This window comes from Methylotetracoccus oryzae (assembly GCF_006175985.1).
Taxonomy (GTDB): Bacteria; Pseudomonadota; Gammaproteobacteria; order Methylococcales; family Methylococcaceae; genus Methylotetracoccus; species Methylotetracoccus oryzae.
The window spans coordinates 74,387-88,580 of sequence record NZ_SRSH01000005.1 but is presented as its reverse complement, the minus strand read 5'-3'; the positions used below and the strand labels follow the sequence as shown (position 1 = coordinate 88,580).

The following is a 14,194-nucleotide window of genomic DNA, read 5'->3' as shown; positions in this document are numbered from 1 at the left end:
GCGCCACCTTTTTTCACCGCCGCAACAAGCGCACTTCCCCGGTCAATTGCCGCAGTTTCCGGCTCAGTCCTCGGGCGATATTACGCACCAGTTGGTAGCGGATCCGTGCGTGCAGTGGCGATGAGTCGGCCTCCAGGCGCGCGAAGTCCAGTTCGAGGCAGGTAACCGGGCCGTCGGCAATGATGTCGGCAGTGCGCACGCCTTGATCGAATAGTGCCATTTCGCCGAAGGCCGAGCCGGCGGACAACATCGAGATTCGTCCCGCTCGCCGGTGTTCCAACGGAATGTTGACACTGACCTGGCCACGCAGGATGAAAAAAATCGATTCGGCGACTTCTCCCTCCCTGCAGACCGCGGCCCCGGGGGCGTAATCCCGACGCTCCATGATGACTTCCAGTCCCGCCAGTTCCTCAGGCGAGAAACCCTCGCAAAATGCCTGATGCGCCAGGGGGACCTCGGTCGAGATTGTGGCCGCGTGATCGGCCAGCAAGCGATCTTCGCACCACTCCAGTGCGTGATCCACGTCTTCGCAGCCCAGTAGAGGCTCCAGTTCGACAGCCGTCACGCGCCGTCGAATCTCGCGCGCCACGTCGAACTTATCCGCTATGCCTGTCAGCAATACCGTCTTGCCGCCCTGACCGAGGCTTTGAATCAAGGCCACCAACAGGCAGACGGCACCCTGAGCGATGCGCGGTGCTCGGCGAAAGTCGAGAATCAGGAAGTCTGCCGTGTCCATCGCGCCCATGGCTTCGCTGACGATAATCTCAGCCGAGGAAAAAACCAGGTCGCCCGCGAGTTCGAAAACGACGACCCGTTCTCCCAACGTGCTCAGCGCGCGTGTCTGTATGGCTGCCCGCGAGCGCTTCGAGGGAATCTGGGCCGCGTTATAGCGCACGTGGATGACGGAGGTGGTCGTCATGCGCCCGGTCTGCAGGACGTGCAGCCCGAAGTCGCTGGATATCTTCTTGCAGGCGGCGATACCGCGCACGCTGTTGCCGCGAACATCCAGCTTCGGCGAGAACACCGCCAGACCGAATTGTCCGGGCAACACGGCCATGACACCGCCGCCGACACCGCTCTTGGCCGGCATGCCAACCTCGTACACCCACGCGCCGGAATAATCGTACATGCCGCAGGAGTTCATGACACTTAGCACCTTCGGCACCAGCGGACTGGTCAGGGCCCGCACGCTCGTGATCGGATTCACACCATCGTTGGCCAGCGTGGCACCCATCAGGGCCAGATCGCGGCAATCCACGAGAATCGAGCATTGCTTGAAGTACACGTCCAGAATCTCATCGGTGTCCTTCTCGATGATGTTGGAATTGCGCAGCAGATAGGCGATGGCTCGGTTGCGGTGACCGGTGGACTTTTCGGAACGGTAAACCTCCTCATCTATCGTCACCTGACGGCCGAGATAGCGTTCGTAGGTCTTGAGCATCCGAGCGAGCTTCTCATCCGCCGTATCACCAGCGATCAGCGCCACGGTGGCAATCGCTCCGGCATTGATCATGGGGTTCCGCGGACGGCCGGTACCCGGCTCCAGGCTGATCTCGTTGAAAGCCTCGCCGGAGGGCTCGACGTCGACCTTGCCCAGCACGCTGGGAATGCCGCTATCGTCCAATGCCAGCCCATAGGTGATCGCCTTCGATATCGACTGGATGGTGAAGGCCTGTCGCGTATCGCCGCTCTGATACACATGCCCGTCCACCGTAACCAACGCGATCCCGAACCAGGCAGGGTCGGCTTTCGTCAGTTCGGGTATGTAGCTGGCGACTTCGCCCTCGTCGAGCGCCGCGTAGTCGCGGTAAAGGGTATTCAGGTACTGCTGTAGTGCGTTCCCTTCGGGTATCACGTTATCCCCTCGCTCTGGATGGTTCTGCTGGTAGTGAAAGCATTATTGATGCCGCCCCAGCAGGGAAGGGCAGAAGCCGGTCGGAAGCATTTCTTTACCCATCGCCCGCCACAAACTTGGCGTCGGAGGTGCCATAACGCAGGGGCAGCGGCTTTGTCCGGTTCTGGTGTTGGCACGGGCCGTGCCAGTCCGCTACTATGGGCCGCAAGGAGGATTGCATGGATTGTCGCGTGTTCGCGTCCCTGGTCGGGATTGTGTGCTTGGCCGCGCTCGGCGCGGGTTGCAGCCTGATCGGGCCTGACTTCGAAACACCCAACGCCGACCTTGCCAACCAGTGGCTGGAAAAGGGCGACCAGCGAGTCCGCAGCAGCAGCGCTGAAACCCGGGCCTGGTGGCGAGTCTTCAAGGATCCCGTTCTCAATCAACTGGTCGAACAGGCCTACTCCCAGAACCTTCCGCTGCGGGTGGCGGGCCTCCGCATCCTAGAGGCCAGGGCGCAACTCGGCATTGCGATCGGTGACTTCTATCCGCAACAACAACACCTGACCGGATTGGTCGAGAAGTTTCACCTGCCGCTCCGCGGGCTCAGCGAGCGGCTGCCGACGAGCGACGGTCTGGTACATACGCTGTGGATCGATCGAATCGGAATGACGGCGAGTTGGGAACTCGATGTCTGGGGCAAGTTTCGTCGTGCCATTGAAGCAGCCGATGCCGAGCTACTCAGTGCCGTGGCCGACTATGACAGCACGCTGGTCACGCTGACGGCCGACGTTGCGAATTTCTATATTCGTATCCGAACGCTCGAGAAAAAACTCGCCATCGCGCGCGACAATGTCGCCGCGCAACAGGGAAGCCTGAAGATCGCCGAGGCCAAGTTCCGCGGCGGCAGTTCGTCGCAACGCGACGTGGAACAGGCGAAGACCGTGCTCGGCAGCACCCAGGCCTCCATCCCTTCGCTGGAAAGCCAACTCCGCCAGACCAAGAATGCGCTATGCCTGCTGCTAGGGCAGTCACCGCGCACACTGGACAAACCCCTCGGTGCCGGCGCGCGCATGGCGCAGATCCCTTCGCCGCCGCTCCACGTCGCCGTCGGCATTCCGGCCGATCTGTTACGCCGCCGCCCCGACATCCGCAAGGCGGAAATGGCAGCGGCCGCCCAGTCGGCTCGTGTCGGTGTGGTCGAGGCCAATCTGTATCCCGCGTTTTCCCTGAGCGGCAGTTTTGGCTTCGTGTCGTCCAACGCCTCCGGGAACAGTCTGAGCGACATGTTCCAGTGGAGCAGCCATTTCTACCGCTTCGGACCGGCCGTACAGTGGAATCTGTTCAACTACGGGCAGATCACGAACCAGGTGCGAACCCAGGACGCCTTGCTGCAGGAAGCGTTGACCCTTTACCAGAATGCCGTCCTGAGCGCGCAACGGGAAGTCGAGGACGGTCTGATCGCGTTCATCAAGACGCAGGATGCGGCGGAGTATCTCGCACAGAGCACCGCGGCAGCTCAGCGCTCGTTGCAGTTGGCGACGCTGCAGTATCGCGAGGGTATCGCCGATTTCACGACCGTTTTGACCGCCGAACAATCCTTGCTGCAGCAACAGGACAGCTTTGCGACGACCCTTGGCGATATCGCCTCCAGCCTGGTCAACGTCTACCGGGCGCTCGGTGGCGGCTGGCAACTCCGTGAAGGCAAGGACTTCGTACCGGCTCCCATCAAGGATGCGATGGCGCGGCGCACCAACTGGGGGGAACTGCTCGAACCCATGCCCGTGCCTACGGAGCGCCCAACGAACCTGATCCGGGCGCCCGCGTGGTGAACCCTCCGGTTGCCATCCCATCCATTGCAAGCCGCCAACGCCTGAGGCCCGAGGTGACGAAACCATTTCCCATTTGCTGCGTCGGTCGCTTCGCGTCGGCGGTATTGCTCGCCCTGTCGGTATTGTCGGCGGGCTGTGAGAACCCCAACACCTATGTCCCACCACCGCCGCCACCGGTCACGGTAAGTCATCCCATTCGGGGAGAAATCAAACCGTACCTCGAGTTCACCGGCAACACCCAGGCCTTGCACACGGTGCAATTGCGGGCACGCGTCGAGGGCTATCTCGAAAAGATACTGTTCAAGGAGGGCGATGTCGTCAACGAGGGCCAGGTGCTGTTCGTGATTCAACAGAACACCTATCAGGCGAAGTTGAAAGAGGCCCAGGCCCAGCTTCTGGCGGCAAAGGCGCGGCTGTTCCATGCCGAGACCGAGTTCAAGCGCTTTATCGGATTGCTGCAGGAGAACGCCGCCGCGCAGACCGATGTGGATCGCTGGCGCTACGAACGCGATGGGTCGAAGGCCGACGTCATGGCGGCCGAGGCGCAGGTCGAACTGGCGCAACTGAATCTCGGCTATACGACCGTCAAAGCCCCGTTCCGTGGCCGCGTGAGCCGCCGGTACAAGGACCCGGGCAATGTCGTCGGGGCAGGGGAGGAGACCGTGCTCGCCGAAATCAACCAGATCGATCCGATCTACGCCTATTTCACGATCAGCGAGCAGGATCTGCTGCGGGTCCGCCGCGCCCGCCAGAACGAGGGAACGGACACGGCCAGCAAGGTCCCCTACATTCCGCTGGCGCTCGGCATGGCCAATGAAGAAGGCTATCCGCACAAGGGCCAACTGGATTATCGCGGAATCGAGGTCGACACGACGACCGGTACCCTGCAACTCCGCGCCTTGCTGCCGAATCCCGACTACCGCATCCTGCCTGGCCTGTTCGTTCGGATCCGCGCCGAGACCGGGAAGCCGGAACAACAATGGCTGCTGCCGGAGGACGCCGTAGGCTTCGACCAGGGCGGTGCGTTCACGCTGGTCGTGGACGACAAGAACATGGTCGCGCGTCGCCCCGTCACGCTGGGCGCCAAGACCGGCGGTCGCGTCGCCATCACCTCCGGTGTTGACGATCGGGACTGGGTCATCGTCAACGGTCTGCTGCGAGCCATGCCAGGGCGCCCGGTCACACCCACCCGCGCGCCGCTCCCTGACGACGCCCCCCATGCAGCCCCGGCGAAGACCGCGCAATGATCTCCCGTTTCTTCATCGAACGGCCGATTTTCGCGAATGTCATCGCGATCATCACGATCATCCTCGGTGCGGTCAGCCTGCTGAACCTGCCCGTCGCGCAATACCCGAATATCGTGCCGCCGACGATACAGGTCGTGGCACGTTACCCGGGCGCCAGCGCCGAAGTCATCGCAAAAACCGTCGGCATCCCGATCGAGCAGGGCGTCAACGGAATCGAGAACTCCATGTACATGTCCTCGACGAGCGGTTCGGACGGGACCTACATGCTGACGATCACGTTTCGCGTCGGGACCGACTTGAATGCGTCGATGAGCCTCGTGCAGAACATGGTCAACGGGCAGCTGGCTCAGTTGCCGGACGCCGTGCAAAAGCAGGGGGTCACGATCAAGAAGGTATCGACCAACATTTTGCAGGTGGTCAGCCTGTATGCGGAGGACGACCGCTTCGACGACACCTTTTTGTCGAACTACGCGATGATCAACATGCAGTACCCATTGGGCCGGATCCCGGGGGTAGGGCAGATCAAGGTGTTGGGGGCAGGCGCATACAGCATGCGCATCTGGCTGAACCCGGAGCGCCTGAAGTACTACGGCCTGACGACCATGGATGTCGCCGATGCGGTGCGCGAACAGAATAATCAGGTGGTCGCCGGACAACTGGGTGGGGCGCCCGTGCCTGCGGAGCAATCCTACCAGCTCACGGTCAATGCCCTGGGGCGATTGTCGGACGTGTCGGAGTTCGAGGACATCATCGTCAAGACGGTCCGCACGCAGAGCGACGAAACCGCCCAACTGGTGCGCGTCAAGGATCTCGCGCGGGTCGAACTGTCCCAGCAGATGTACAGCAACTTCGCTGGGGTCAGCGGGCACAAGGCGGCGCAGATTCTCGTTTATGCATTGCCCGGCGCCAATGCCATCGATCTCGGGAAGAACATTCGCACGGCCGTCGAACAGATGAGCCATGAATTCCCGGAAGGGCTCAAGTACGCGATCCATTACGACACTACGGACTTCATTCAACAATCGATCGATGCCGTTTACGAAACGCTGAAGGAAGCCGGCGTTCTGGTCCTCGTGGTCATCATGATCTTCCTGCAAAACTGGCGAGCAACGCTGGTGCCGGCCACGACCGTTCCGGTCACCATCATCGGCGCTTTCGCCGCGATGGCCATGCTCGGCTTTTCCGTCAATCTGATGACCCTGTTCGCCCTGATTCTGGCCATCGGGATCGTCGTGGATGACGCGATCGTTATCGTCGAGAACGCCTCGCACTACATCGAGAAGGGCTTGTCGCCGAAGGACGCCGCGATCAAGGCGATGCAGGAAATGACCGGTCCGGTCATCGGCATCACGGCCGTCTTGATTGCGGTCTTCCTGCCGGCCGCCTTTTTGCCGGGCATCAGCGGCCAGCTGTTCCGGCAGTTCGCGCTGGTGATCGCCTCGACCGCGGTGATCAGCGCCATCAACGCCCTGACCCTCAAGCCTGCCCAGTGTGCCCAGTATCTGCGCTCACGGCCGGCCGACTACCGGCCGAACGCGTTCTACCGGGGTTTCAACCGCATCTACGACGGCATAGAAGGCGGGTATGCGCGCCTCGTGCGCGCCATGGTCGATCGAAGCGGCTGGATGGCCGTCGTGTTCTTCGTCATCGTCGGCGTCGGCGCGTGGTTCTTTGCCCGGCATCCCACCGGGTTTTTGCCAATCGAAGATCAGGGTTATGCGATCGTCGTCGCGAAGCTCCCTGAGGGCAGCGCCCAACCGCGGGTGAGGACGGTGTCGGCGCAGGTCGACGGCGTGCTCGCCAAGACCCCCGGTATTGCTGCATGGGTCACCATCGGCGGCTTTTCCATGCTCGACGCCGCCAATGTCTCGAACGCGTTCAGCACCTTCGCCATCTACGAGAAGTGGGACCAACGCGGAGAGAAGGGGCTCGATCAAAAGCAAATCCTGACCAGCCTGAAACAGCAGTTCGACGCCGTGCAGGAAGCCCGGATCGCCGTCGTGATTCCGCCACCGATTGCCGGCCTCGGTCAGGCCGGCGGATTCCAGATGATGATCGAAGATCGCCACAGCCTGGGATTGGCCGAATTGCAGAGAACCGTTCTGGAAACCATGCGGGCTGCCGGCGGGCAATCCGCGCTGGGATTCGTGGGTAGTACGTTCAGCGCACAGAGCCCGCAGCTCTTTCTCGACATCGACCGAGTCAAGGCGCAGTCGCTTGACGTACCCCTGAACAATGTGTTCGGAACGCTGCAAGCCTTCCTGGGATCGTCCTATGTCAACCTGTTCAACAAGTTCGACCAGTCGTACCAGGTCTACGTGCAGGCGGACGCACCCTATCGTCTGGAGCCAACGGATATCGAAAACCTCTATGTTCGAAACAGCCGGCAGGAAATGGTGCCGCTTGGCACGCTGCTGAGTGTCAACCGGCGCGTCGGCTCGGAACTGGTGACCCGCTACAACCTCTACCCCGCGGCACCACTGTTCGGCGCGCAGGCACCTGGACACAGCTCGGGTGATGCCATCAAGCTGATGGAGCAGGTCGCCAGCGCCAACTTGCCAAGCGGCATGGCCTTCGATTGGACCGCCACCGCGTTTCAGGAGAAACAGGTTGGCAATCAGGCTTATTTTGTCTATGCGTTGTCGATCTTGCTGGTTTTCCTGGTACTGGCGGCACAGTACGAAAACTGGTCCAGCCCGTTCGGCGTGATCCTGGTCGTCCCAATGGCCCTGGTTGGCGTGATCGCGGCACTGATCTCGCGTCGTTACGAAAACAGCTTGTACACGCAAGTCGGGCTCGTGTTGATGATCGCCCTGGCCAGCAAAAACGCCATTCTCGTCGTCGAGTTTGCCCGGGAATTGCGCGCGGAAGGGATGACGATCGCCGAGGCCGCCGTCGAAGCGACCCGGCGCCGTTTCCGGCCGATTCTGATGACTTCGTTCGCCTTCATCCTCGGTGTCGTGCCGCTGCTGACGGCCGATGGGGCCGGAGCAGCCAGCCAGCGGGCCATCGGCACGGTCGTGTTCGGCGGCATGCTGGCTTCGACCATCCTTGCGATCCCCTTCGTTCCGGTGTTCTACGTCCTGACGCAGCGGTGGAGCGAGCGCAAGTCCTCGTCACCCAAAACGGCAGTCTGATCCAGGTCAGCACGGAACCCTCAGCATGTAACCCCAGGTTTGAGCGCATGAAATCCCGCGGGCTCCCAGGGTGGTGACGACTCAGGAGATATCGCGGTAGTGCGCGCCACCGGGGCCCATCACGGAATAGGTCCGCGATCCGGACAACATCCGGAGCGCGATGACCACTGCAGCGAGCCCGACCAATGCCCATGCTTTGGGACGCGGGGTGGCCTCGGCGGACTTGATCGACAGGCGGTAAGGGCTATTTGCGCCTCCTCCGGTAGGGCGCACGCGCACTTGGTAGTCCCCGGCGCCAAGATAGCCTGCCAGGCGCAGCGGCTGACCCTCGAGGGTGCCCATCAGCTTTCCGTCCTTACTCCAGACCGATGCCTGCATGTTCACCGCAACACCGGGTGAACGACCGTCCGGCATCGGGTCGAGACTCAGCACGAGATGCTGGCCGCGAGCCAGTTTGAAAAGCACGCGTTCCTCTGGTTGCTCAAGCCCGCCGACGATCGACCCGTCGTCGCTCCAGGTCACTGGAATGGCAGACGTGATATCTCCGAGCGAATGGACGGACGCCCCCGCTGTTTTTACCGGGTCCGCTGACGCGAATAACAGGACGATTGCGGCCAGCCGGGTCCAGCAGATCCTGCGCGGGCCCGGCAGTGTCATCCGCAATGAAGACGCTGGTTGACGACCTGTGTGCTGACTACGATTCCCCATCATCGACGGTCATCCTCTGTGTTTCTTGTTTGTCGGCGCCGCTAGGCTAGCGCCGATGACATGAGGAATGCGCTGGGTAATTCATTAAGATTACATGAGGACGGACTCGACGTATGTGGGACGCCGCAGACGGCCAGCAGGGGCGACTGCGGCGATTTCAGTGCGGTTCCCCACCGGTCTGCTGCCGCGCCAGGCGGCAGCAGACCCTTCACAGCACGGCGAGGCGATAACCGAACCCGCGGATCGTGTGCAGCAGCTTCGGCTCGCGACCGGCATCAATCTTTCGGCGGAGTTGCCGGATGTATACGTCGACGACATTGGTCATCGGATCGCTGCTGTAACCCCAGATTTGCTCCAGTATGCGGGTGCGGCTCAGGACCTTGCCATGAGACCGCATGAAATACGCCAGCAAGGCAAACTCTTTTGGGGTCAAAGCGATGGGCCTCCCGCCCCTCTGAACCTCATGCGTCTCGGGGTTCAACGTCAAGTCAGCGACTTGCAGCAGTGCTGTCGGGGTGGGGACGGGTAGGGCAGTGCGACGCAGCAGGACCTCGATCCGAGCCAGCAGTTCCTCGAACGCGAATGGCTTGGTCATGTAGTCATCGGCGCCACCGCGCAGACCACTGAGCTTGTCCGCCATGGCATCCATGGCCGTCAGGATCAGAATCGGCGTGTCGACACCGGCTTCTCGCAAGCTGCGGCAGACCTCGAACCCGTTGCAGTCCGGCAGGCCAATATCGAGGATGATTAGCGCAAACGCCTGCTCGCGTCCGATTGCGATGGCCGCGGCCCCAGACTCGGCGACCTCGACGGCATAGCCCTCAGCCTCAAGCCCTCGGCGCAAAAAGCCGACGATGCGAGTATCGTCCTCGACCAGCAACAATCTCATCCGCAGCGTCATGGCAATAGATCAGGAATCCGCGCCATCATCCTCGCCCATCCCGACTGCGGGATCGCACATGGGCAGGACGATGCAGAACAGGGTGCCGCCGCCAGGGCGGTCCGTGATAGTGATTCGTCCGCCATGGGCGGTGATAATCGCTTGAGCGACCGGCAAACCGAGGCCCGTGCCGTCGGGGCGGCAGCGCCGCGCATTCTCGCTGCGATAGTAACGGCCAAAGATCTTCACCTTGTCCTGAGGGGGAACGCCGATCCCGCGGTCAGCGACCGTGAAGATCGCTTCGCCGTCCGCCGATTCAATGGACAGCCTAACGCGACTGTTGGTAGGAGAATAACGGCAGGCATTGTCCCCGATGGCGAGCATCGACTGGCGGAGTCGGGACCTATCGCCGCGTACCCAGGTGGGACCGGACGGCGGGGTCCAGCACACCTCGATCGATCTCGCCTGCGCCAGCAGGCGCAGGTCATCGACCACGCTGGCCGCAAGTTCCCCCCAATCTAGCTGCTGGGCATCGAATTCGAGGTGCCCACTTTCGATCTGCGCCAAGAACAGCATCTCACTGACGAGTCGATCGAGTTGAACCGCAGAAACCTGGATGCGCTGCAGACAAGCGCGATATTCGCTCGGAGAAGTCGCGCGACCCCGCAGCGTAACCTCCGCCTCGCCGCGCATCACGGTCAGCGGAGTCCGAAGCTCGTGGCTGATATCGGCGAAGAACTGCCGCCGAAACTTGTCGAGTTTACGGAGTTCCTCGTTGCGCTGGCTCAGCTCGCTCGTTCGTTCGGCGACTCGGGACTCGAGAACCCTTTGCTGCTCGAGCAAGGCGTGATGCTGGTGCTCCAGTTCCTGAGCCATCCGGTTGAAGTGGCTCGCGAGTTCTCCAACCTCCCCGCCTTGCCGCCAGGTGAACCGCCACGCAAGATTCCCGGCGGTAATGGCTTCGGTCCCCGTCGCCAGGTCGCGTAGTGGTGCCTTGAGCCCGCGCGCCACCCACCCGACCATTATCACGGAGACGCAGGTCAGGCCGAAAAGCGAAGCATCTAGCGCGGTCAGCCAGCGCTGCGTCTTGTCCGTGAACCCAGCGGACACCGCTGCATAGCGTTGTTGGCGTGCGTCCCATAAAGCATCGAAGGCGCGATCCAACTGGCCTTCGACATCGTGGCGCAGGATGCGAAACATCAGGACTGCGGCCTCTGCTGCTTGCCCCTGTGCGAGGAGGCGTTCAGCCTGATCACAGTGGGACAGCAATGCGTCGAGAATCCTGGCGGTCCTTGATTCCTGCATGGTCACAGCATCCCCCTGCAAACGGGACTCTAGATCGTCATCGACAGCCGGGGAAGGGGACGCAGTCACTTCACTCAGTGCCGCGACGGCTTCCTTCAGGCGCACGCGCAGGCGAGCCGCATCCTCGGCGCTGTACCCTTGTTCGAGCACTTGCCTCAGCCTCAGCTGCACATAACGATCGGAAATCCGCTCCAGTTCACCTATGCCGCGCAAATCCTGGACCGCCTCGTCGGCCAGTGTCCGATAAAGCCGAACCTGAACCTGCGCGCGCAGGCTGACGGTCCAGGCCAGCAGCGAAAACAACACCAGGATCGTGAGCGCGACAGCCAACCGACGGCCCAGCGTCATGTGCGCCCAGCCTCAAGCACTGGGAACAACGGCCCATTGGGGTAGGGCAGTGCAGTGCACCCAGAGCGACAAGTATCCGTTATAGTGCGCGGGTCAAAGCCTCTAAAGCGATACATTCCGCCTGCCGTGGGCTGCCGGCCCTTATCGTACCCACCGTCCCATGCGAATCTTGACGCGGCTGCCGTCCGGGACATGGATGGCTCTTTTGGTTCTGACGAGCGCTCTTTGCTTCAGCGCCTTCGTGCTACGAGCCGATTCTATCGGCGACACGATGTGCGGGCAGGGCACACGTGCAATTCGGGGCTCGGCTGATCAGGTCGCGTTGGCGCGGCGGGTGCAGCAGCGCTTGCACGACGTCGAGCGGCGGGCGCGCTGGCTCGCGGCTTTCTCGGAACCCGAACTGCAAAGTGCCAACGAACGTGTGGCATATGATAAGGCACGAACACTGCTGGCGGAGGCGTTGGATGATTTCCGCGCATCGGCGGCAAATCTCGAGCGAAACGAAATGCTGCTGATTGCCGACCAGATCGTCGAGCAGGAGCAGCAGTTCCATGAGCAACTCCCGTCCATGCTCTCCAAGACGAGCCGTCGGTCGCTCGATACGGCCCTGACCACTCTGCAGAGCCTCGCCCAGCGCCTTTCCAGTGCGGCATCTTCAGGCCTCGAACAGGATATTGCGCAGTTGGAACGGTCCGCGGTGGGGCAGCGCGAGCGGCGGGGCATTCTGGTCGTCCTTTGGGGGCTTATTCCGGCCGCAATGATCGCCGTTTTTTGGCGGCTGCAGCGCAACGCCTTGGGAAAGCTCACCCGGGATTTCCAGGCCTATGAGCGGGCTCCCCTGAACGAGGCTGCCGAACTGGCGGTACCGCCAGGCCTGAAGAGTCTGGCCGCCGCGATGATGCAGTGCCATCAACGCCGCATCGAACAGCACCGTGCCGACACAATGCTGGTGGCGAACCTGTTGAATGCCTTGAAACGGCCCGCCAACGCGATCAGTGACACTCTGGGGCAACTGGCCACGGAGACGTCGGGCGAGTTGAACGAAGCTCAGGAGGTCCTGGTGCGAGATGCGGTCGCAGCCGCGGCCGCACTGCGGAAAATGACGGCAGCGTGTGAGCGATATGTCGTTGCGATAGACGACAGCTCCGCGGCGGCGGCGCCGCCGGTGATCACACATGTCGACATGCGCAGCGTGGTCGAGGACATCGCTGCGACCTACCGAACGACAATGGAATCCCGAGACCTCCGCCTTAATCTATCTCTCGAACCCGTTACGGTAGTCGGGGAAGCGCAGCGGTTACGCGAGATGGTCGATGGTCTCGTCTCGAACGCGGTCAGCTTCTCGCCTGATGGCTCCGAAATCAATGTCATCCTGAGATGTGTCGGCGACCGCATGAAGCTGGAAGTTGAGGATGATGGACCGGGCATCGACGATGAGGAGCGTGAACACGCCTTCGAGCCGTTTTTCGTTGGCAAGGCGGCAGCCTCCAGCCGATGCTACACCGACGGGTTGGGCCTTGCGAACGTCCGGGAATGCGTCCGTTTCCACAACGGAGAGATCGAGATCGCAGACCCAAGACATCCAAAACGAGGGGCACGGTTTCGTATCCAACTACCGCTGGAAAGTTATGGACCCACGCACGCTTAGCCTGATCGGTTTGCTCGCACTGTTGGGTTCAGCCTGTTCAACCCGACCAGTGCAGCCCGAACCATTGGCGGCTCCGGCACGGCCGGTGGCAAAGCAGGCGCCCGCGACACCGCATGAGCGGATCGATAGCGACGAACTGCTGCGGTTCGGTGCGCATCTCGCGCAGGCGACTCCACCCGAGCGAAAAACGCTTTGCCGCGATTTGCTGAAACGCGAGCGCGAGCACGCCGACCCTGTTTTGCAACTGAAACTGATGGTGGGTCGAACCTTGTCCAGGTCCTGCGGTGATATCGCAGCCGTGCTGAAATGGGTGTCTGGCATCCCCAGCGACCACATCGCCGAAGATCGCCTGCGTTGGCTCATAGCCAGGGATAGCGCCGTTCTCAGGGAAATGCGGCGCCTGGAACGTGCGGCTTCGCAGGCTCCCCGTACACGAAGGAGTGCGCGCGTCCAGGGCCGTCCAACGCAAGCCCAGCAGGACGAGACGGCCAGACTGCGGCAGAAGCTGGAAGAGATCCGGGCTATCGAACGTCAACTCGATGGCGACGAAGTTCGCGACTGAGCACACCGCGCGATAGCGGAATGCGCTCTGACCGACTGGGGCGGCTCCGGTAACTGGCCAGTTCGAACGTCGTCAGTGCAACGCAACTCGCCCAAGATGGTCAAAGAAGGCGTTGGCTCAGGACGAAGGCTGACAAAGCGGATCGGCGGTGCAATTGCAATCGTCGCCGCGAATCGCCGAGTTGCCAACCGCGGCAACTCCGACAAGAACGAGCGTTTTCGAGGAGAGCATGGCAATGAATATCAAACTGACCAGTAAAGTTGCGGGCGCGTTGCTTACACTGGCATGCCTCGGCGCGTCTGCCGAGGAAAGTCACATCGGCGCCGCGTTGACGCATGCGGATGCCGCTGCCAAAGCGACTGACGCCAAGGAAATCGCAGAACATGCCGGAATGTCGAAAGAACACGCTGGGGTGGCGGATCAGCACCTTGATGCCGGCATAAAGAGCCTGGACAGCGCGATCGAACATGGCAAGCTCGGGCACGCGGACCTTGCTAAAAAGGCCGCCGAAGAAGCCGTGGTCCATCTGAAGGCCGCGCAGTAGACGACAGAACGCCTCCAACGCAGCGGCGGGCCACGAGCCCGCCGCTTTCGTTCATGCCCCCGGTCGCATACGGTTCGCTCTTCCGCCTTCCGCTCATTGCTGCGCATAATATATATTATGTCAAACATAAAGCTTGGGGCAGTACAGCG

At 61.8% G+C, this 14,194-nt stretch carries 10 protein-coding genes; 6 read left to right on the top strand and 4 right to left on the bottom strand.

Going from position 1 to position 14,194, the window contains the following annotated elements:
* Positions 1–13 precede the first annotated feature (13 nt).
* Complete coding sequence (glsA, locus tag BWR02_RS06800; RefSeq protein WP_139556995.1) at positions 14–1,855, bottom strand: glutaminase A; 1,842 nt, start codon at positions 1,853–1,855, stop codon at positions 14–16.
* A 218-nt stretch (positions 1,856–2,073) separates the two neighbouring features.
* Here glsA and BWR02_RS06795 point away from each other — a divergent pair, with 218 nt between their 5' ends.
* Genes BWR02_RS06795 through BWR02_RS06785 form a run of 3 tightly spaced genes read left to right on the top strand, consistent with a single transcriptional unit; the run spans position 2,074 to position 8,050 of the window.
* Positions 2,074–3,666 (top strand): efflux transporter outer membrane subunit, encoded by a 1,593-nt coding sequence (locus BWR02_RS06795; protein WP_201276186.1) that lies wholly within the window; start codon positions 2,074–2,076, stop codon positions 3,664–3,666.
* Between the two features lie 53 nt (positions 3,667–3,719).
* Positions 3,720–4,913 (top strand): efflux RND transporter periplasmic adaptor subunit, encoded by a 1,194-nt coding sequence (locus tag BWR02_RS06790; RefSeq protein WP_139556993.1) that lies wholly within the window; start codon positions 3,720–3,722, stop codon positions 4,911–4,913.
* Positions 4,910–8,050 (top strand): efflux RND transporter permease subunit, encoded by a 3,141-nt coding sequence (locus tag BWR02_RS06785; protein ID WP_139556992.1) that lies wholly within the window; start codon positions 4,910–4,912, stop codon positions 8,048–8,050. The genes BWR02_RS06790 and BWR02_RS06785 overlap by 4 nt, the downstream gene beginning before the upstream one ends.
* An 81-nt stretch (positions 8,051–8,131) precedes the next feature.
* On the opposite strand, the gene BWR02_RS06780 is transcribed toward BWR02_RS06785, so the two are convergent.
* The 3 genes from BWR02_RS06780 to BWR02_RS06770 all read right to left on the bottom strand — a co-directional run bounded on the left by BWR02_RS06780 (position 8,132) and on the right by BWR02_RS06770 (position 11,291).
* The gene (locus tag BWR02_RS06780; protein WP_162560051.1) at positions 8,132–8,515 is read right to left on the bottom strand and encodes a hypothetical protein; all 384 of its coding nucleotides are present in this window, start codon (positions 8,513–8,515) and stop codon (positions 8,132–8,134) included.
* Positions 8,516–8,966: 451 nt separating this feature from the next.
* Positions 8,967–9,659 (bottom strand): response regulator transcription factor, encoded by a 693-nt coding sequence (locus tag BWR02_RS06775; protein ID WP_236102000.1) that lies wholly within the window; start codon positions 9,657–9,659, stop codon positions 8,967–8,969.
* A 9-nt stretch (positions 9,660–9,668) separates the two neighbouring features.
* Positions 9,669–11,291 (bottom strand): sensor histidine kinase, encoded by a 1,623-nt coding sequence (locus BWR02_RS06770; protein ID WP_139556990.1) that lies wholly within the window; start codon positions 11,289–11,291, stop codon positions 9,669–9,671.
* A gap of 160 nt (positions 11,292–11,451) precedes the next feature.
* Between BWR02_RS06770 and BWR02_RS06765 the strand changes: the two genes are divergently transcribed.
* The 3 genes from BWR02_RS06765 to smbP all read left to right on the top strand — a co-directional run bounded on the left by BWR02_RS06765 (position 11,452) and on the right by smbP (position 14,045).
* Positions 11,452–12,939, top strand: a complete 1,488-nt coding sequence (locus tag BWR02_RS06765) for an ATP-binding protein (protein WP_139556989.1) — start codon at positions 11,452–11,454, stop codon at positions 12,937–12,939.
* Positions 12,920–13,501 (top strand): hypothetical protein, encoded by a 582-nt coding sequence (locus BWR02_RS06760; protein ID WP_139556988.1) that lies wholly within the window; start codon positions 12,920–12,922, stop codon positions 13,499–13,501. The genes BWR02_RS06765 and BWR02_RS06760 overlap by 20 nt, the downstream gene beginning before the upstream one ends.
* Positions 13,502–13,736: 235 nt before the next feature.
* Positions 13,737–14,045: a small metal-binding protein SmbP gene (gene smbP, locus BWR02_RS06755; RefSeq protein WP_139556987.1), complete on the top strand. Its 309-nt coding sequence runs from the start codon at positions 13,737–13,739 to the stop codon at positions 14,043–14,045.
* Positions 14,046–14,194: the final 149 nt, after the last annotated feature.

Excerpts from the sequence above, each read along its gene's own strand:
- BWR02_RS06770 (WP_139556990.1), bottom strand. The coding sequence starts at position 11,291 with ATGACGCTGGGCCGTCGGTTGGCTGTCGCGCTCACGATCCTGGTGTTG.
- smbP (WP_139556987.1), top strand. The coding sequence starts at position 13,737 with ATGAATATCAAACTGACCAGTAAAGTTGCGGGCGCGTTGCTTACACTG.
- BWR02_RS06760 (WP_139556988.1), top strand. The coding sequence starts at position 12,920 with ATGGACCCACGCACGCTTAGCCTGATCGGTTTGCTCGCACTGTTGGGT.
- BWR02_RS06765 (WP_139556989.1), top strand. The coding sequence starts at position 11,452 with ATGCGAATCTTGACGCGGCTGCCGTCCGGGACATGGATGGCTCTTTTG.
- BWR02_RS06785 (WP_139556992.1), top strand. The coding sequence starts at position 4,910 with ATGATCTCCCGTTTCTTCATCGAACGGCCGATTTTCGCGAATGTCATC.
- BWR02_RS06795 (WP_201276186.1), top strand. The coding sequence starts at position 2,074 with ATGGATTGTCGCGTGTTCGCGTCCCTGGTCGGGATTGTGTGCTTGGCC.
- BWR02_RS06775 (WP_236102000.1), bottom strand. The coding sequence starts at position 9,659 with ATGACGCTGCGGATGAGATTGTTGCTGGTCGAGGACGATACTCGCATC.